The organism is Mycobacterium sp. (genome assembly GCF_044342925.1).
GTDB lineage: Bacteria > Actinomycetota > Actinomycetes > Mycobacteriales > Mycobacteriaceae > Mycobacterium.
Genome location: NZ_JBIIOV010000001.1, coordinates 62,584 through 81,398 on the forward strand (window position 1 = coordinate 62,584; position 18,815 = coordinate 81,398).

Consider the following 18,815-nt stretch of genomic DNA (forward strand, 5'->3'; position numbering starts at 1 on the left):
CTCACCGCGCCACGATCACCGACGAGCCGTGGCCGAACAGGCCCTGGTTGGCGGTGACGCCGACCGTGGCGCCCTCCACCTGACGGCCGGTGGCCTGACCGCGCAGCTGCCAGGTCAGCTCGCACACCTGGGCGATCGCTTGCGCCGGAATCGCCTCACCGAAGCAGGCCAACCCGCCGGACGGGTTCACCGGAATTCGGCCCCCGACGCTGGTCGCGCCGGAGCGCAGCAGCTGCTCGGCCTCACCCTTGGCGCACAGCCCCAGATGCTCGTACCAGTCCAGTTCCAGCGCGGTCGACAGGTCGTACACCTCGGCCAGGCTCAGGTCCTGCGGTCCGATCCCGGCCTCGGCGTAGGCGACGTCGAGGATGTGGTCCTTGAATGCCCGGTCCGGGGCGGGGACCACCGCCGTCGAGTCGGTGGCGATGTCGGGCAGTTCCGGCAAGTGCTGCGGGTAGACGGGCGTCGCGCAGGACACCGCCCGCACCGACGGCACACCGGCCGTCGACCCCAGATGCTTCTCGGTGAACGCCTTGCTGGCCACGATCAGCGCCGCCGCGCCGTCGGAGGTGGCGCAGATGTCCAGCAGCCGCAGCGGGTCGGACACCACCGGGCTGGCCAGCACGTCGTCGATCGAATTCTCTTTGCGGTAGCGGGCATTCGGGTTGTTCAGGCCGTGCCGGGAGTTCTTCACCTTCACCTGGGCGAAGTCCTCCAGCGTGGCGCCGTAGAGGTCCATCCGGCGGCGGGCCAGCAGCGCGAAGTACACGGTGTTGGTGGCGCCGATCAGATGGAAGCGCTGCCAGTCCGGGTCATTGCGGCGCTCGCCGCCGACCGGGGCGAAGAAGCCCTTGGGGGTGGTGTCCGCGCCGATCACCAGCGCCACGTCGCACAGCCCGGCCATGATCTGGGCCCGGGCCGACTGCAGCGCCTGCGAGCCCGAGGCGCAGGCGGCGTAACTGGACGACACCGGGATGCCGGTCCAGCCGAGTTTCTGGGCGAACGTCGCCCCGGCGACGAAGCCGGGGTAGCCGTTGCGGATGGTGTCCGCGCCGGCGACCAGTTGAATCTGCTTCCAGTCCACGCCCGCGTCGCGCAGCGCAGCGCGGGCGGCCACCACCCCGTACTCGGTGAAATCGCGGCCCCACTTGCCCCACGGGTGCATGCCCGCGCCCAGGATGTAGACCGGGTCCCTCATTCGGCCACCCTCCAGGCGTAGACCGAACGCTGCACTCCGTCGTCGTCGACGTAGAGCGCCATGGTGGTCAGTTCCATCTCCATGCCGACCGTCAGGTCGGCGGCCAGCGCGCCGTCAACCTTGCCCAGCACGATGATGCCCTCCTCGGCCAGGTGCACCGCGGCCACCGCGAACGGCTCGAACGGGTCCGGGGACGGATACGGCGGCGGCGGGGCGTAGCGGTTCTCGGTGTAGCTCCACAGCGTGCCGCGCCGCGACAGCGCGACGGCGTGCAGTTCGTCGGCCCCGCAAGCGGGGTTGGGGCAGTTGTTCTCCCGCGGCGGGAACACATAGGTCCCGCACCGCGCGCATTTCGCTCCGACCAGATGGGGCGCGCCGGAGTCGTCGAAGGACCACCAGCCCTCGACGGCGGGAGCCTCTTGCGAACCGGGCACGGCGCCAGCCTAGCCCGTGCCTAGAGTGAGAGCCGTGAGCGCTGGGAAGACTGCCGACGAGAAGCCGACATTGATGTTGCTGGACGGCAATTCGCTGGCCTTCCGGGCGTTCTACGCGCTGCCCGCCGAGAACTTCAAAACCAAGAACGGCCTGACCACCAACGCCGTCTACGGGTTCACCGCGATGCTGATCAACCTTCTGCGCGACGAGTCGCCGACCCACATCGCCGCCGCCTTCGACGTGTCCCGGCAGACCTTCCGCGCCGAGCGTTACCCGGAGTACAAGGCCGGTCGCAGTTCCACCCCCGACGAGTTCCGCGGGCAGATCGACATCACCAAAGAGGTGCTGGGTGCGCTGGGTATCACCGTACTGGCCGAAGCCGGCTACGAGGCCGACGACATCATCGCCACCCTGGCCACCCAGGCCGACACGGCCGGATACCGGGTTTTGGTGGTCACCGGCGACCGGGACTCCCTGCAACTGGTCAACGAGAACGTCACCGTGCTCTACCCGATCAAGGGCGTCAGCGAACTGACCCGGTTCACCCCGGACGCGGTCGTCGCGAAGTACGGACTGACCCCCGAGCAATACCCCGACTTCGCGGCGCTGCGCGGTGACCCCAGCGACAACCTGCCCGGCATCCCGGGGGTGGGAGAGAAGACCGCCGCCAAGTGGATCGTCGAGTACGGCTCGCTGCAGGGCCTGGTCGACAACGTCGAAGGCGTGCGCGGCAAGGTCGGGGATTCCTTGCGCGCCAATCTGTCCAGTGTGGTGCTCAACCGCGAGCTCACCCATCTGGTGCGCGACGTGCCGCTGGCCCAGACGCCCGACACCCTGCGGCTGCTGCCGTGGGACCGCGACCAGATCCATCGGCTGTTCGACGACCTGGAGTTCCGGGTGCTGCGCGACCGGCTGTTCGACACCCTGGCGGCCGTCGAACCCGAGGTCGACGAAGGCTTCGACGTGCGCGGCGGCGCGCTGGACCCCGGCGCGGTCGCCGACTGGCTGGACGTCCACGCGCGAGACGGCCAACGGGCCGGGATCGCCGTCTCGGGAACCCACGCCGTCTACGACGGCGACGCCACCGCGCTGGCGATCGCGACCGCCGACGGCGAGGGCGCCTACATCGACACCGCCGCGATGTCCGCCGAGGACGAAGCCGCCCTGGGCGCGTGGCTGGCCGACCCGGCGGCGCCCAAGGCGCTGCACGAAGCCAAGATCGCCATTCATGACCTGGGCGGGCGGGGCTGGACGCTGGCCGGGGTGACCTCCGACACCGCGCTGGCCGCCTACCTGGTGCGGCCCGGGCAACGCAGTTTCACCCTCGACGACCTGTCACTGCGCTATCTGCGCCGCGAGTTGCGGGCGGAAACCGCTGAGCAACAACAACTGTCGTTGCTCGACGATCCGGACGGGGTCGACGACCAGGCGGTGCAGACGCTGATCCTGCGGGCCAGGGCCGTGGTGGATCTGGCCGTCGCCCTCGACGAGGAACTCGCCCGCATCGAGTCCTCGCCGCTGCTGGGGCAGATGGAGCTGCCGGTGCAGGCGGCGCTGGCCGAGATGGAGAGCGCCGGCATCGCCGTCGACCAGGACAAGCTGCAGACCCTGCAGCGCGAATTCGGCGACCAGATCCGCGACGCCGCCGAGGCCGCCTACGCGGTGATCGGCCAGCAGATCAACCTTGGCTCACCCAAACAGCTTCAGGTGGTGCTGTTCGAGGAACTCGGCATGCCCAAGACCAAGAAGACCAAGACGGGCTACACCACGGATGCCGACGCGCTGCAGTCGCTGTTCGACAAGACCGGGCACCCGTTCCTGGAACACCTGCTGGCACACCGCGACGCCACCCGGCTGAAGGTGACCGTCGACGGCCTGCTGAAGTCGACTGCTCCCGACGGGCGCATCCACACCACGTTCAACCAGACGATCGCCGCGACCGGCCGGCTGTCGTCCACCGAGCCGAACCTGCAGAACATCCCGATCCGCACCGACGCCGGGCGGCGCATCCGGGACGCGTTCTGTGTCGGATCGGGCGGAGGTTCGGTGGGAGGTTCGGTGGGAGGTTCGGTGGGAGGTGTTGCCTTCGCCGAGCTGATGACGGCCGACTACAGCCAGATCGAAATGCGGATCATGGCCCACCTGTCTCGGGACGAAGGCCTCATCGAGGCCTTCCGGACCGGGGAGGACCTGCATTCCTTCGTGGCGTCTCGGGCGTTCGGGGTGCCGATCGACGAGGTGACGCCGGAGTTGCGCCGCCGGGTCAAGGCGATGTCCTACGGGCTGGCGTACGGGTTGAGTGCCTACGGCCTGGCGCAGCAACTCAAGATCTCCACCGAAGAGGCCAAAGAGCAGATGGACGCCTACTTCGCCCGGTTCGGCGGAGTGCGCGACTACCTGCTGGCCATCGTCGAGCAGGCCCGTAAGGACGGCTACACCTCGACGGTGCTGGGCCGGCGGCGCTACTTGCCCGAGTTGGACAGCAGCAACCGGCAGGTCCGCGAAGCCGCCGAGCGGGCCGCGCTCAACGCCCCGATCCAGGGCAGCGCCGCCGACATCATCAAGGTCGCGATGATCGGGGTGCACGACGCGCTGCGCGAGGCCGGGTTGTCGTCGCGGCTGCTGCTGCAGGTGCACGACGAACTACTGCTGGAGGTGGCGCCGGGCGAGCGTGACGCCGTCGAGCAGCTGGTCCGCGACCGGATGGGCAGCGCTTACCCGCTCGATGTGCCGCTGGAGGTGTCGGTGGGCTACGGGCCCAGCTGGGATGCGGCCGCGCACTAGTGGGAGCAGTGCCCGGCGCAGTGCCGACATCAGCGGATCGGGAGCGGATACGCCGAAAGCTGCTGCAGCACGGGTCCGGCCGCGGCCCGCGCCGCCATGACGCCGTAGGCCTCCTCGTTCTGCAAGGCGAACACCCGTTCGTCGCCGAATCCCCGGTCGATCCGGTCGCGAACGTAGGCCAGTTCCACCACCTGGGTGAGGAAACCTTTCACCGCGGTCGCGGCGGGCCGGCCGCCGATCCGGTTCGCGGCCCGCACGGCGGCCTTGCGGGTCTTCAGTGACGACAGCCAACCGGCCTCGACGGGGGTCAGCAGGCCGCCGGCGATCATGCCGGGCAGCTTCCCGGCGATGATGTGCCGTTCGCGGCGCCGGCTGTTCACCGCGAGGCCGATGGCCAGCGCGAACACCGGCATCATCCACAGGACGTAGGTGCCCAGGTAGGCCTGGGCGCCCAGCAGCGCCGAGCCGTTCCACAGGCCGTGCATGACCACCGCGCCCAGATATCCCAGCAGCACGCAGCCCGCCTTGGCTCCGGCCGTGCGCTGTTTGAGCGCGAAGTACACCCCGATGGCGGTCATGGTGGTGAACAGCGGGTGGGCGAACGGCGACATCACCAGACGCATAGCGGCGACGGCCAGTGAGCCGGGCAGCGTCTCGGCGCTGCCGATGTAGAAGATGTTCTCGACCCAGGCGAAACCCAAGGCGGTCAGGCCGGCGTAGACCAGGCAGTCGGTGAGGGTGTTCAGTTCGTGGCGCCGTCGCCCGGTCATCATCACCAGCAGGAACAGGCCTTTGGCCGCCTCCTCGACCAGCGGGGCGCCCACCGCCACGGTCAGCGCACTGGGCTTGTCGGTGCCGCTGCCGAAAGCCTGCTCGAACAGTTCCGAGAACAGCAACGACAGCACCACCGCGACCGATGCGCCCCATAAGAACGCCATGACCAGCAGTCGCGGCGGCTCGGGTTCCCAGCGGTCCAGCCAGAGGTAACAGAGCACAACGCCGGCCATCGCGGTGGTGGCCAGGGCAAAGCCGACCAGCGTGCCGCCCGGGTCGGCGGCGGTGGCCAACAGCAGGATCAGGCCGACCACGGTGCCCAGCGCGATGATCGCGGCAAGCGGGGCGCCGACTTTGCGGACCGGCCGCGGCATGGGCGGCGTCGCGGCGTAGAACACCAGAGGAGAGTAGCTGCGGCGGCGGCACCTGGTTTGGTCGGGTTGTCCTCGGTCGAGTACGCTCAGCCGGTACCCGTGTGCACGTCGACGGGCACACAACCAGAGAAAACTGTCCCTTCTACGACCCTGTCCGGAGCAACCCACCACATGCCCAGTCCCACCATCACCTCGCCGCAAGTAGCCATCAATGACATTGGCACTGCCGAGGACTTCCTCGCCGCTATCGACAAGACCATCAAGTACTTCAACGATGGCGACATCGTCGAGGGGACCATCGTCAAGGTGGACCGGGACGAGGTCCTACTCGATATCGGTTACAAGACTGAAGGCGTCATCCCTTCTCGTGAGCTCTCCATCAAGCACGACGTCGACCCGAATGAGGTCGTCTCCGTCGGCGATGCGATCGAAGCTCTGGTCCTCACCAAGGAGGACAAGGAAGGTCGCCTGATCCTGTCCAAGAAGCGCGCTCAGTACGAGCGCGCCTGGGGCACCATCGAGGCGCTCAAGGAGAAGGACGAGGCCGTCAAGGGCACCGTCATCGAGGTCGTCAAGGGCGGCCTGATCCTCGACATCGGCCTGCGCGGCTTCCTGCCCGCATCCCTGGTAGAGATGCGCCGGGTCCGCGACCTTCAGCCGTACATCGGCAAGGAGATCGAGGCCAAGATCATCGAGCTGGACAAGAACCGCAACAACGTGGTGCTGTCGCGGCGGGCATGGCTGGAGCAGACCCAGTCGGAGGTTCGCAGCGAGTTCCTCAATCAGCTGGTCAAGGGCGCCGTCCGCAAGGGTGTGGTGTCCTCCATCGTCAACTTCGGCGCGTTCGTCGACCTCGGTGGGGTCGACGGCCTGGTGCACGTCTCGGAGCTGTCCTGGAAGCACATCGACCACCCGTCGGAGGTCGTGCAGGTCGGCGACGAGGTCACCGTCGAGGTGCTCGACGTCGATATGGACCGCGAGCGGGTGTCGCTGTCGCTCAAGGCCACCCAGGAAGACCCGTGGCGCCACTTCGCCCGCACCCACGCCATCGGCCAGATCGTGCCGGGCAAGGTCACCAAGCTGGTGCCGTTCGGCGCGTTCGTCCGGGTCGAGGAGGGCATCGAGGGTCTGGTGCACATCTCCGAGCTGTCCGAGCGCCACGTCGAGGTCCCCGACCAGGTGGTCGCGGTCGGCGACGACGCGATGGTCAAGGTCATCGACATCGACCTGGAGCGCCGCCGGATCTCGCTGAGCCTCAAGCAGGCCAACGAGGACTACACCGAGGAGTTCGACCCGTCGAAGTACGGCATGGCTGACAGCTACGACGACGCGGGCAACTACATCTTCCCCGAGGGCTTCGACTCCGAGACCAACGAATGGCTCGAGGGCTTCGACAAGCAGCGCACCGAGTGGGAGGCCCGCTACGCCGAGGCCGAGCGCCGGCACAAGATGCACACCGCTCAGATGGAGAAGTTCGCGGCCGCCGACGCCGCGGCCGCGGAGGAGCGGGGCGCCTCGGGCACCACGACCTCCAGCTCTCCGGGTGCCGAGGAGTCGGGTGGTTCGCTGGCCAGCGACGCCCAGCTTGCGGCGCTGCGTGAGAAGCTCGCCGGCAACGCATAACTCCCTCGCGAGAGTGAAACCACGCAGCGGAATGTCGAGACATTCCCTGCGTGGTTTCACTTTCTGCGGCGAAATGGTGAGAGCGGTCGGCGCCGAAAGTGTGGGAGCGGCATGCTGCGCATCGGCCTGACCGGCGGTATCGGCGCCGGGAAATCCACCGTGTCGGCGACGTTCGCCGAGTGCGGCGGCGTCATCGTCGACGGGGACGTCATCTCCCGGGAGGTGGTCCAGCCGGGAACCGAGGGGTTGACCGCGCTGGTCGACCACTTCGGGGCCGACATCCTGCTGCCCGACGGGGCGCTGAACCGGCCGGCGCTGGCCGCCAAGGCGTTCATCGACGAGCAGCAGCGTGCCAAGCTCAACGCGATCGTGCATCCCCTGGTCGCCAAACGGCGCGCTGAGATCGTCGCCGCGGTATCCGAGGACGAGGTCGTCGTCGAGGATATTCCGCTGCTGGTGGAGTCCCAGATGGCGCCGCTGTTCCCGTTGGTCGTCGTCGTCCACGCCGATGCCGATGAGCGGTTGCGGCGGCTGGTGGGGCAGCGCGGGATGCACGAGGCCGACGCCCGGGCCCGGATCGCTGCGCAGGCCCAGGAGGAACATCGGCGACGGGTGGCCGACGTCTGGCTGGACAACTCTGGGAGTCCCGCCGAGCTGATCGAGAAGGCGCGGGAGCTGTGGTTCGGCCGGATTCTGCCGTTCGCCCACAACCTGACCACCCGAACCCCTGCCGCCAGGCCGCATGATCTGGTGGCCGCCGACCCGGCCTGGGCCGACCAGGCGGCGCGCATCCGGGCCAGGCTGAACACCACCTGCGGGCACCGCGCGCTGTGCATCGACCACATCGGGTCCACCGCCGTCGCCGGCCTGGACGCCCGTGACGTCATCGACATCCAGATCACCGTCGCCTCGATGCAGGTCGCCGACGAACTCGCCGGGGACCTGTTGCGCACCGGTTACCCGCTGGTCGAATCGGTCACCGCAGACCGTCGCTTCGACGGCGCGGAAGGGCTGTGGCCCAAGCGTTTTCACGCCTCCGCTGATCCCGGTCGGCCCACACACATCCACCTGCGGGTAGACGGGGAACCCAATCAGCGGTTCGCCCTGCTGTTCGTCGACTGGCTCAACGCCAACCCCGGTGTCCGGAAGGACTATCTGGACGTCAAACGCACCGGCGACGGCGACGCGATCACCCGCTGGTTCACCGACGCATACCCGCGGGCCTGGGCCTGGGCGCAGGGCACCGACTGGGCGCCCCGCGACTTCAGCTGACTGCGCCCAAGTCGGCCGCCGGCACGTCCGGGGGCGGCGGGGCGTCCGGTGCGGGCGGTAGCTCCGGACCCGGTGCCGGACCAGCTGGCCCCGGCGGAGGCGGAACCGGTTCGGGCGCACTGCCCATCGCATTGCTCAGCGGAGCACCGCAGTTCATGGCCCCGTAGTCGGGGTCGTCGTCGGCCGGCAGCAGCCGCGGGCCGATGAACTGGTCGGCCTGCACGATCATCTGGCCGTCGACCAGGATCTCGCAGTGCAGATTCGCCGAGTACGGCCACTGGATCGAAATCCGCATGCCCGCTTCCTTCGGGTCGCTGAGCACCCCGGTGGCCTCGAAGGTGCGGCCCGGCAGCATGGTCGGATCGGCGCTGTTGATCTGGGTGTCGCTGATCCGGTAGCTCACCAGGGCGCCGCGGGCCAGGCCGTCGACCCGGGCGCGGTAGGTCACATTGTGCTGCTGGTCAGGCTGAGATGGCGGCTGCACCAGGTCGTCGTCGGCGGCGGCGACGGCCGGGGACAACGCCACCAGGGCCACAGCGGCAACGGCCGTCGTGGAGCGTCGCAGGCGTATCACGGGGGACGAGCGTACGCCTACCGCCAGCTCAGCTCTATCCCGGTGCTGGCCAGCCAGGCGTTGAGATCGTGGTCGTGGGCGGCCAGGCCGTCGACGGCGGCGACCGCACACCGCAATGCCTGTTCGGCGGTCTCGCTGCTGAGCAGTCCCATCCGGTGTGCGTCGAGCAGTTCGTCGACGTCGACCAGCTCGGTACCCCGGCCGGTGCGCACCACCAGGTCGAGGTAGTGATCCTCGGTCTGCCAGCGCTGCGGGCCGGAATTGATCAGTCCGACGTCGAGGTAGTAGTCCTGATCCCGCTCGTGGCCGGGGTTGAAATGAAAGACGTTGGCGCGCAGTCCCAGCGCGGGTAGCAGCCACGATTCCAGGTAGTGGAACTGCACCCGACCAGGTGTGGGGCGGGCCATGTAGAGGCCCCAGGGCTGCAGGCAGTACTCGTCGACCGCGCGCACGACACCCTTGGGGTCGGTGTTGGTACGGGCGAGCAGGTCGAAGGTCTCGTGCTTGGGCGGGTGGATGTGCGTCAGCGTACGAGCCTGTGTCAGGGCTGGGTGTCGGACTCGGTGTCGACGTCGCTGGCAAGCACGGTTTCGGCGTCGTCCGCGGCTGCCTCCGACGAATCGGCTCCGGTGTTGACCTTCCAGTTGGCCCGCAGGTTGGGGAAGGCCGCGATCGCCAGCGGAATGGTGTCGAAGAACCGTGAGCGGCCGAGCAGTTCGGCGAACCCGCCGCCCTGGAAGGCCTTCAGCGTTCTGCCCTGCTGCACCACGACCAGGAACGGCACGTCACGCAGTTCGGCGATATGGGCGACGTCGGACAGCGCCTCGAACCCGGTGAAGTCGATGTCGTCGATGCGTCGGGCATCGAGCACCAGCAGGTCGACGACGTCCTCGTCGTCCGGTTCGTCGTCGCCGTCCGGATTCTCGTTGGTCTCCGGCAGCGCGTCGATCAGCTGCATCCGGAACCAGTTGGCATTGCCGAACCACAGCGGACCGTTCAGCGCGAAGGCGGCGACGCCGGGAACCGCCTCGCAGCGCTGGTCGCTCAGCGGTAACCAGGTGCCCTGCGGCGAGCGTCCCAGCCGCAGCAGTTCCGGACGCGCGGTGCGGGAGGCCTGGTAGATGAAGGACACCAGCGCCGCAAGCAGCACGCCGTAGACGATGCCCATCAGCACCGTGCCCGTCATCGCGATCAGCATGAGGGCCCAGGCTTTCCAGGAATACAGCCGGGTTGCCCTCATCTGGTCGACGCGGAAGATCCGCAGCGCGATGTAGATCAGCACCGCCGACAACGTCGCGGACGGCAGATTCTCGATGACTTGGCTGAAGAACAGCATCGTCACGGCGATGACAGAGGCGATCAGCGAGGCCATCTGACTGCGGGCGCGGGACTCGGCGATGATCGTGGTCGACGGCGGACTGGCGTTGATGGCGAAGGACCCGACGAAGCTCGATGCGATATTGGCCATCCCGAGCGCCCGGAAATCCGCGTTGATGTCGGTGTCGAATCCGCCGATGTTGGCCGCCGACCGCGTGGTGGCCGCGGTCTGCGCCAGGCAGAACATCGAGACGACCAACGCGGTGGTCACCACCGCCTCCAGGGAATCCAGGGAGAACGGCGGAAGCTGCACTGACGGCAACCCGCGGCTCAGTGGTCCGAGAACCGCAACCCCGAGGTCTTTGAGGTGGAACACCGTCATCGAGATGATGGACAGTGCCAGCACGATCAGGGCACCGGGAATACGGCGATTGATCCGGGCGATTCCCAACAGCAGCACCAGGGAGGTCAGTCCGAGGACCAGTGTGGGCATGTTGGTCTGGGGCAGCTGTTCGATGAGATGCCTGATTTTGGCCAGAGTTCGCCCGTTGCCCGCCTCGACCCCCAACAAGCCGGGCAGCTGGTTGACGATGATGATCACCGCGATCCCGCCGAAGAATCCGATCATCACCGGGCGGGAGAGGAAATCGCCCACCCAGCCCAACCTGCCCACACCGACGAGCAACGTGAACATGCCGACCAGGAAGGTGGCCACCACCGCCAAGCCGATGTATCGCTGGCTTTCCGCCACCGCGCCCAACGACAGCAGGCCAGCGGCCAGGATGGGAGCGACGCTGCTGTCCACACCCATGGCCAGATGGCGGTTGGTGGACACGGCCGCGGCGACGATCGTCGCCACGACGAACCCGTACAGACCCGTGATCGGGGGCATGCCGGCCAGATGAGCGGTTGCCAGCTGACCCGGCATGGTCACCGCCGCGAAGGTCACGCCGGCCGCCAGGTCCCTGGTCAGCCAGTGGCGACGATAGCCACGAAGAGTGGGGAAGAGACGAAAGTCTTCCCTGAGCTGATTCGCCAGCGTGTTCGTTACCGTGCGAACTTCCACCACGAGAGCGTAGTGAGCAGCGGGCCGCGACATGCCGGGATCGGCTATATCCGGTTCAGAGTCCGTTAACGGTGTGTTCACCGGAGGCCGCCGCTAGCCATCCTATGTCGGGGGGCACAACTAATCTGGTCACCATGGCTTTCGCCACCGAACGTCCCGCAGAGGAGCTCGTCCTCGCCCATTCCGAATACCGGGCGGTCGACGACGTGGTGCGCACCGGCGCGCGATTCGAGGTGGTCAGTCCGCACCAGCCCGCCGGCGATCAGCCCGCCGCCATCGACGAGCTGGAACGCCGGGTCCGGGCGGGGGAGCGGGACGTGGTCCTGCTGGGCGCCACCGGAACCGGCAAGTCGGCGACCACGGCCTGGCTGATCGAGCGTCTGCAGCGGCCCACCTTGGTGATGGCGCCGAACAAGACGCTGGCCGCCCAGCTGGCCAACGAACTGCGCGAGATGTTCCCGCACAACGCCGTGGAGTACTTCGTCTCGTACTACGACTACTACCAGCCCGAGGCGTACATCGCCCAGACCGATACCTACATCGAGAAGGACAGCTCGATCAACGACGACGTCGAGCGGCTGCGGCACTCGGCGACGTCGGCGCTGCTGTCCCGGCGCGACGTGGTGGTGGTCGCCTCGGTGTCGTGCATCTACGGCCTCGGCACGCCGCAGTCCTATCTGGATCGCTCGGTGGAGTTGCAGGTCGGCACCGAGGTGCCCAGAGACGGGCTGCTGAGGCTGCTGGTCGATGTCCAGTACGACCGCAACGACGTGTCCTTCACCCGCGGATCCTTCCGGGTGCGCGGTGACACCGTCGAGATCATCCCCAGCTACGAGGAACTGGCCGTGCGCATCGAGTTCTTCGGCGACGAGATCGAGGCGCTCTACTACCTGCACCCGCTCACCGGCGACGTGATCCGCAAGGTCGATTCACTGCGGATCTTCCCGGCCACCCACTACGTCGCGGGTCCGGATCGGATGGCGGCGGCCATCACCTCGATCGAGGACGAACTGGCCGCACGGCTGGCCGAACTGGAACGGCAGGGCAAACTCCTTGAAGCACAACGTCTTCGGATGCGCACCAACTACGACATCGAGATGATGCGCCAGGTCGGGTTCTGCTCCGGCATCGAGAACTACTCCCGGCATATCGACGGCCGGCCGGCCGGATCCGCGCCGGCTACCCTGCTCGACTACTTCCCCGAGGACTTTCTGCTCGTCATCGATGAATCGCATGTCACCGTGCCGCAGATCGGCGGCATGTTCGAGGGCGACATGTCGCGTAAGCGCAACCTGGTGGAATTCGGCTTCCGGCTGCCTTCGGCGGTGGACAACCGGCCGCTGACCTGGGAGGAGTTCGCCTCGCGGGTCGGGCAGACGGTGTACCTGTCGGCCACCCCGGGCCCCTACGAGCTGGCCCAGACCGGCGGAGAATTCGTCGAGCAGGTGATCCGTCCGACCGGACTCGTCGACCCGCAGGTCGTCGTGAAACCCACCAAGGGCCAGATCGACGACCTCATCGGCGAGATCCGCGTCCGCGCCGAGCGCGACGAACGCGTCCTGGTCACCACACTGACCAAGAAGATGGCCGAGGACCTCACCGACTACCTGCTGGAGATGGGCATCCGGGTGCGCTACCTGCACTCTGAGGTGGACACGCTGCGCCGGGTGGAGCTGCTGCGTCAGCTGCGCCTGGGTGAGTACGACGTGCTGATCGGCATCAACTTGCTCCGCGAGGGCCTGGACCTGCCCGAGGTGTCGCTGGTGTCCATCCTCGACGCCGACAAGGAAGGCTTCCTGCGCTCCACCCGCAGCCTGATCCAGACCATCGGGCGCGCCGCCCGCAACGTCTCCGGCGAAGTGCACATGTACGCCGACAAACTCACCGACTCGATGAAAGAGGCGATCGACGAGACGGAGCGCCGGCGCGCCAAGCAGATCGCGTACAACACCGATCGCGGCATCGATCCTCAGCCGCTGCGGAAGAAGATCGCCGACATCCTCGACCAGGTGTACCGGGAAGCCTCGGATACCGAGGCCATCGAGTCGATCCAACCTGCCGGGTCGGGGCGCAACGCCTCCCGGGGGCGCCGCGCCCAGGGCGAGGCGGGCCGCGGCGTTGCCGCCAGTTCGGGCGTGCGGGACGGACGCGACGTCTCGGCCATGCCGCGGGCTGAACTGGCCGACCTCATCAAAGAACTGACAGCACAGATGATGTCAGCCGCGCGCGACCTTCAGTTCGAGCTTGCCGCGCGGTTGCGCGACGAGATCGCAGACCTGAAGAAGGAGCTTCGGGGAATGGACGCCGCCGGCCTGAAGTAGCAGGCAGGTCGGCTGTTTTCGGCCCCTGGCATAACCGCGCCGCCACCGCTTGGCCACGGTTCGGTAACCCCCCGATTTGTGACCCGAAACCCGTCTTACACGTCTGTAGTTTCGGTGCAGACCCCAACACGGAACGGGAAAGAAAAACCATGGCAAGGACCAGCACTGGGCTCACCTTCACAGTCGTCGTCGGCGCGGGATTGTTCGGAGCAGTCATGGCCTCGACCCCCGGCGCGGCGGCCTCGCCGCTCAAGACGGGTGGCTACGCTTGCATCGAGCAGGCTGCGGGCGCTGCGGCGGCACCGGCGGACGGTCCGGTGGCCGGCGCGGCCGGTGCCGCAGCCGCCGGCGCGTGCGGTCCGGCCGCCGCCGTGGCTGATATGGCCGGTGTGCCGATGACGCTGCCCGGCCCGCTGCCCGTGGCCGCAGCGGTGCCGGTGGGTGGTGCGGTCGGCGCACCTGTTCCGGTTGGCGCTCCCATTCCGGTTGGCGCTCCCATTCCGGTGGGCGCTCCCATTCCGGTTGGCGCTCCCATTCCAGTCGGCGCACCTGTTCCGGTGGGCGCTCCCATTCCAGTCGGCGCACCTGTTCCGGTGGGCGCTCCCATTCCAGTCGGCGCACCTGTTCCGGTGGGCGCACCTGTTCCGGTGGGCGCACCTGTTCCGGTGGGCGCTCCCATTCCGGTTGGTGCTCCGGTGCCGGTCGGCGCCGCGGGCGCTGTGCCCCTTCCGGTCGGCGCCGCCGCGGTGGGCGCTCCGGTACCGGTCGGTGGTGCTCCGATCATCGATATGGCGGGTGCCGGCGGCAAGGGTGCGATGACCGGCCCGTTGCCGGCCGGCGCGCCCGTGCCGGGCCAGCCGATCATCCCCGGCCCGGCGGGTTGATACCGATCTGACCAGCGATCTGACCCCCGAAATCTGTCAATGGGACTGGGAGTGGGAACCATGCGCACGCTGATGCGGAGTGTTGTTGCGGCGGCCACCATCGCCGTGAGTGTGTTCGTGGCTCCGGCCGGCACCGCCCAGGCGAGCGCCCAATCTCGAACACTCGGCCAGGCCTACCGGTCGTCCGGCTCGGCCGTCGCGTCGGTCCTGCCCGGCCCCGGCGACGTCGTGGGTGTGGCGCACCCGGTGGTGGTGGCATTCGCTGCACCGGTCGCCGACCGGCCCGCGGCCGAGCGAGCCCTGGACCTCACATCCACCCCCGCCATGACGGGAAAGTTCGAGTGGCTCGACACCACCACCGTGCAGTGGGTCCCGGATGGGTTCTGGCCGGCGCACAGCACAGTGGCGCTGTCCGTGGGCGGCCGCCCGACGACGTTCGCGACGGGTCCCAAAGTCGTCGGCGTCGCCAGCATCTCCGACCACACGTTCACCGTCACCATCGACGGCGTCCATGCCGGCCCACCGACGTCGCTGCCCGCGCCGCATCACCGCCCGCGCTGGGGACAGGCAGGAGTGTTCCCGGCGACGATGGGCAGGCCGCAGTATCCGACGCCCGTCGGCATCTACACCGTGCTGGCCAAGGAACGTTCGGTGGTGATGGATTCCAGCACTGTCGGTATCCCGGTGAACAGCCCTGACGGGTATCACCTCGACGTCGACCACGCCGTCCGGTTCACCAGCCGTGGGCTTTTCGTGCACGCGGCGCCCTGGGCGGTCAATTCGATGGGCAATGACAATGTCAGCCACGGCTGCATCAGCCTCAGCCCCGAGGATGCCGAGTGGTACTTCAACACGGTCAACGTCGGTGACCCGGTGATCGTGCGGGAGAACAGCCTCGAGGTGCCGTCTGAGCCGAGGATGGGAATCGCCTACTAAGGACCGGCTTTTCGGCCGTGGCCTGCTCGGCACCCTTTGGACATCGCCAGCGCCGGCCGCTGGCCGAGCGCTGGCGCCCACACCGCGATATGCCCGTCCCGCAACCTCTTTCGTTGAATACCGGTCAGCCGGCCGCCGTGAGCGGCGGGGCCGACCCGCGATGGTGACGCCGGTGTCGGGCATCAGTCAGGACGGCGCCACGCCAGGTGTGGGCCAATCCCGCACTGTCGGCACCGAGGAGGCATTACTGTTTGCGCTTGGCGCTGCAACTTCAGTACTGGAGGATACCAATGGGCGGTTATAACACCGTGGTTGTCGGAACAGATGGTTCGGCTTCGTCGCTGATCGCGGTTGATCGTGCGGGCCAACTGGCTTCCGGCCCGGATGCGAAGGTCATCGTGGCGACCGCCTACCTGCCCGCTCCCGAGGACACGAAGGCGGCGGACATAATGCGGGACGAGGGCTACAAGGTGGTGGGCACGGCCCCCATCTACGACATCCTCCGCGATGCCAGTGAACGGGCCAAGGCCGCCGGAGCCGTCAACGTCGAGGAGCGTGCCATCGAGGGTGCCCCCGTCGACGCTCTGGTCGACCTCGCCAACGAGGTGGGCGCCGACATCCTGGTCGTCGGCAACGTCGGCCTGAACACCATCGCCGGCCGGTTGCTCGGATCTGTGCCCGCCAACGTAGCGCGCAAGTCCAAGACCGACGTGCTCATCGTCCACACGACCCCGTAGGCCGCCACCGGCTCTGCTGCCGCCCGTGGAAGCCCCGACCGTCCGTACCCGGCTGTGGTCAGACGGGCGTCTGGAGGCGCGGGACTTCCCGCTGGAGCGCCTCGCGGAGCATGTCCGCACCGAGGGGGCTCTGGTGTGGGTCGACCTGCTCAATCCGTCGCCCGCGACGCTCGACGTGCTGGCTGGTCAACTCGGCTTCGATCCTCGTGCCGTCGAGGACATCGTGGAGCATGGTGGGCGCACCAAGGCCACCCGATACGCCACCCACACCGTCCTGAACGTCTACGCGACGGCGCTGGGACCGCAGGTGCCCGGATCGCTCGAGTCCCGCTTATTGACCGCCCGGGTGTCGATCTTCGCGATGCCGGCCGCGGTGGTGACTGTTCGGCTCGAAAATGACTCCGCGCGAACGGTGTTCGACATCGACGAGGTGGTGCGGCGCTGGGACGACAACTCCGACCTGCTGCGCATGGGCAGCGCGGCGTTGTTGCACGGCGTTCTGGACGTGGTGGTCGACGAACAGTTCGACACCATCCAGCAACTCGACGACACCATCGAGTCGCTGGAGGACGTGTTGTTCGGCGACCGCTCCCAGACGCGGCAGCTGCAACGCGACACCTACCGCGTGCGTAAGGAGCTCGTCGAGTTGCGCCGCATCGTCCTGCCCATGCGGGAGGTGATGAACACGGTCATGCGGCGCAGCTCACCGGGCACCGGCACCGGTGAGTTCGACGGTTGGTACGCCGACCTCTACGACGACGTCATCCGGGCCGCCGAGTGGACGGAGTCCCTGCGCGACATGATCACCACCGTCTTCGAGACCAACCTGTCGCTGCAGGATGCCCGCCTCAACACGATCATGAAGAAGCTCACCGGGTGGGCGGGCATCATCGCGGTGCCGACCCTGGTCACCGGCTGGTTCGGGCAGAACGTGCCCTACCCGGGCTTCGGTCAGATCTCCGGCGTGGTGGCCAGTGCGCTGGTGTCCATCCTCACCGCCGCGGCGCTCTTCGTCGCTTTCCGCCGCCGCGACTGGCTTTAGAGGTTCGGCTGGGACACGTCCCCGCGCCAGCCGCCGGTCTCCATCGGCCGCTCTTCGATGAACTTCTTGAACCGTTGCAGGTCGCCGTGTACCCGGGCCTTGAGGATGCCGAGCTTGTCGGCGACGTTCTCCAAGAACCCGTCCGGGTCGATCTCCATCTGCGTGGTCACCCGGGTGTGGTTCTCATCGAGCTGTTGGAAGGTGACGACGCCGGCGTGCTGGGGACCTGAATCGGAGCGCCAGGCTACCCGCTCATCGGGGTGTTGCTCGGTGATGGTGGCGTCGAATTCCCGGGTGGCCGGGCCGACTTTCACCCGCCAGTGGACGTGGGTGTCATCGCGCTGGCGGATCTCCTCGACGCCTTCCATGAAGTGCGGGAACGTCTCGAACTGCGTCCACTGGTTGTAGACCGTGCGGACCGGGCGGTCCACATCGATGGATGCGGTGGTGGTGCTCATGCCAATTTCCTCCTGGGATTCGGGTGTCTTCCACCCTCGGCTACCCATCTGGAGCGCGCGGGACACCCGTCCACCGAAACAGGGGACGTGACTATGGCGCGGCGCCGGGAGAATGGATAGCATCAATTCATGAAGCTAAATTCACTGTTTCGAACGCGCTCATCAGCGACGCTCATGATCGCCGGGCTGGCCGCCGCCGGACTGGTGCACGCACCGACTGCTGCAGCCGACACCACTGACCTGGGCAGCCAGGCGGACGTGGATGTCGTCGACATCGAGATCGAACAGCACTGGACGGTGAGCAACCTGCAACCCAGTACCGACGCCATTCCGTACCGGCCGGTGGGTGCCTTGTGGGAGGCGACTGTGGACGCGGAACTGCCGCACGGTGGGATTCCCATGATCACCGGTTTCGTCGCGCGCACCGACTCGGTCAGCTATCCGGTGTTGTGGGGTGTGGCGGCGCCGATGGGCGTTCCGCCGGCAGCGCTGCCGCCGGGCGGCACGACGAGCGGCAAGTTGTACTTCGACGTGACCGGGCCGCCTCCGGACAGCGTCGCCTACACCGCCGACGGCGCCGATCTCGCCGTCTGGACGACGGGCGGGTGAACGCGCCGCCGAAGGGGTGATGGGCCGTCACCGAGGCCCGTAGGCTCTGCCGATGGCCTACCCGGACATCGACGGCATCGCCGAGCATCTGCGTTCACTGGGGCTCGACGAAGTCCGTACGCAGATCGCCGGGCACGGTGTGGTGGAGTCCTGCGCGGCGGCCGACCGGGCAGCCGGGTGATGGCGCTCGCGTGCCGACACCGATGCGCTGCCGGTCCGGGAGTCCTCGGGCGTCGATTTCGCCTCCACCGTCGTCGACTGAGACCTATCCGGGCGGACCGTTTCCGGTGTCGCATGCGCGGACACGACTGCCACACCGCCATGCTGATGGGCGCCGCCGAGGTGCTCGCCGGTCTCGACACCTGGGTCACCCGTCGACAGGTTAGACAAACTTCCGGCAAAGGCCTATAG

Annotated in this window: 17 protein-coding genes; 10 read left to right on the plus strand and 7 right to left on the minus strand. The window is 67.9% G+C overall.

Annotated elements, in window-relative coordinates; all coding sequences use genetic code 11:
• Window position 1: 1 nt before the first annotated feature.
• Window positions 2-1,198: a lipid-transfer protein gene (locus ADBZ6I_RS00355; protein ID WP_526379701.1), complete on the minus strand. Its 1,197-nt coding sequence runs from the start codon at window positions 1,196-1,198 to the stop codon at window positions 2-4.
• Window positions 1,195-1,632: a Zn-ribbon domain-containing OB-fold protein gene (locus ADBZ6I_RS00360; protein ID WP_526379703.1), complete on the minus strand. Its 438-nt coding sequence runs from the start codon at window positions 1,630-1,632 to the stop codon at window positions 1,195-1,197. Before ADBZ6I_RS00360 ends, ADBZ6I_RS00355 begins: the two co-directional genes overlap by 4 nt.
• A 73-nt stretch (window positions 1,633-1,705) precedes the next feature.
• Between ADBZ6I_RS00360 and polA the strand changes: the two genes are divergently transcribed.
• The gene (polA, locus tag ADBZ6I_RS00365; RefSeq protein ID WP_526379773.1) at window positions 1,706-4,417 is read left to right on the plus strand and encodes a DNA polymerase I; all 2,712 of its coding nucleotides are present in this window, start codon (window positions 1,706-1,708) and stop codon (window positions 4,415-4,417) included.
• Window positions 4,418-4,446: 29 nt separating this feature from the next.
• Here the strand turns inward: polA and ADBZ6I_RS00370 are convergent, their stop codons facing one another.
• Window positions 4,447-5,565, minus strand: coding sequence for a PrsW family intramembrane metalloprotease (locus ADBZ6I_RS00370; protein WP_526379775.1), 1,119 nt, complete (start codon window positions 5,563-5,565; stop codon window positions 4,447-4,449).
• 171 nt (window positions 5,566-5,736) lie between these two features.
• Here ADBZ6I_RS00370 and rpsA point away from each other — a divergent pair, with 171 nt between their 5' ends.
• Both rpsA and coaE read left to right on the plus strand, forming a co-directional pair.
• On the plus strand, window positions 5,737-7,188 hold the full coding sequence (gene rpsA / locus ADBZ6I_RS00375; protein ID WP_526379705.1) for a 30S ribosomal protein S1: 1,452 nt from the start codon (window positions 5,737-5,739) through the stop codon (window positions 7,186-7,188).
• Window positions 7,189-7,299: 111 nt separating this feature from the next.
• Entirely contained in the window at window positions 7,300-8,460 is a 1,161-nt protein-coding gene (gene coaE / locus ADBZ6I_RS00380) for a dephospho-CoA kinase (protein ID WP_526379707.1), read from the plus strand.
• On the opposite strand, the gene ADBZ6I_RS00385 is transcribed toward coaE, so the two are convergent.
• The 3 genes from ADBZ6I_RS00385 to ADBZ6I_RS00395 are packed head-to-tail and all read right to left on the minus strand — an operon-like array spanning window position 8,453 to window position 11,417.
• Window positions 8,453-9,034, minus strand: a complete 582-nt coding sequence (locus tag ADBZ6I_RS00385) for a hypothetical protein (protein ID WP_526379709.1) — start codon at window positions 9,032-9,034, stop codon at window positions 8,453-8,455. The two genes, coaE and ADBZ6I_RS00385, sit on opposite strands and share 8 nt — an antisense overlap.
• Before the next feature lie 17 nt (window positions 9,035-9,051).
• Window positions 9,052-9,552, minus strand: a complete 501-nt coding sequence (locus tag ADBZ6I_RS00390; RefSeq protein ID WP_526379777.1) for a ribonuclease FAU-1 family protein — start codon at window positions 9,550-9,552, stop codon at window positions 9,052-9,054.
• Window positions 9,553-9,575: 23 nt separating this feature from the next.
• A complete protein-coding gene (locus ADBZ6I_RS00395) occupies window positions 9,576-11,417 on the minus strand; it encodes a SulP family inorganic anion transporter (RefSeq protein ID WP_526379711.1) in 1,842 nt (613 codons plus the stop codon).
• Window positions 11,418-11,551: 134 nt separating this feature from the next.
• Here ADBZ6I_RS00395 and uvrB point away from each other — a divergent pair, with 134 nt between their 5' ends.
• The 5 genes from uvrB (at window position 11,552) to ADBZ6I_RS00420 (ending at window position 17,337) form a co-directional block, all read left to right on the plus strand.
• Window positions 11,552-13,738, plus strand: a complete 2,187-nt coding sequence (uvrB, locus tag ADBZ6I_RS00400; protein ID WP_526379713.1) for an excinuclease ABC subunit UvrB — start codon at window positions 11,552-11,554, stop codon at window positions 13,736-13,738.
• Window positions 13,739-13,887: 149 nt separating this feature from the next.
• Window positions 13,888-14,622, plus strand: a complete 735-nt coding sequence (locus ADBZ6I_RS00405; RefSeq protein WP_526379715.1) for a beta-xylosidase — start codon at window positions 13,888-13,890, stop codon at window positions 14,620-14,622.
• A gap of 60 nt (window positions 14,623-14,682) precedes the next feature.
• Window positions 14,683-15,558, plus strand: coding sequence for a L,D-transpeptidase (locus tag ADBZ6I_RS00410; RefSeq protein WP_526379779.1), 876 nt, complete (start codon window positions 14,683-14,685; stop codon window positions 15,556-15,558).
• Window positions 15,559-15,848: 290 nt separating this feature from the next.
• Window positions 15,849-16,295, plus strand: a complete 447-nt coding sequence (locus ADBZ6I_RS00415; protein ID WP_526379717.1) for a universal stress protein — start codon at window positions 15,849-15,851, stop codon at window positions 16,293-16,295.
• 25 nt (window positions 16,296-16,320) lie between these two features.
• On the plus strand, window positions 16,321-17,337 hold the full coding sequence (locus tag ADBZ6I_RS00420; protein WP_526379719.1) for a magnesium transporter CorA family protein: 1,017 nt from the start codon (window positions 16,321-16,323) through the stop codon (window positions 17,335-17,337).
• On the opposite strand, the gene ADBZ6I_RS00425 is transcribed toward ADBZ6I_RS00420, so the two are convergent.
• A complete protein-coding gene (locus ADBZ6I_RS00425; RefSeq protein WP_526379721.1) occupies window positions 17,334-17,795 on the minus strand; it encodes an SRPBCC family protein in 462 nt (153 codons plus the stop codon). The genes ADBZ6I_RS00420 and ADBZ6I_RS00425 overlap by 4 nt on opposite strands.
• Before the next feature lie 129 nt (window positions 17,796-17,924).
• Here ADBZ6I_RS00425 and ADBZ6I_RS00430 point away from each other — a divergent pair, with 129 nt between their 5' ends.
• Together ADBZ6I_RS00430 and ADBZ6I_RS00435 are read left to right on the plus strand one after the other, a co-directional pair.
• On the plus strand, window positions 17,925-18,404 hold the full coding sequence (locus ADBZ6I_RS00430; RefSeq protein WP_526379723.1) for a DUF1942 domain-containing protein: 480 nt from the start codon (window positions 17,925-17,927) through the stop codon (window positions 18,402-18,404).
• 52 nt (window positions 18,405-18,456) lie between these two features.
• On the plus strand, window positions 18,457-18,585 hold the full coding sequence (locus ADBZ6I_RS00435; RefSeq protein ID WP_526379725.1) for a hypothetical protein: 129 nt from the start codon (window positions 18,457-18,459) through the stop codon (window positions 18,583-18,585).
• Window positions 18,586-18,815 lie beyond the last annotated feature (230 nt).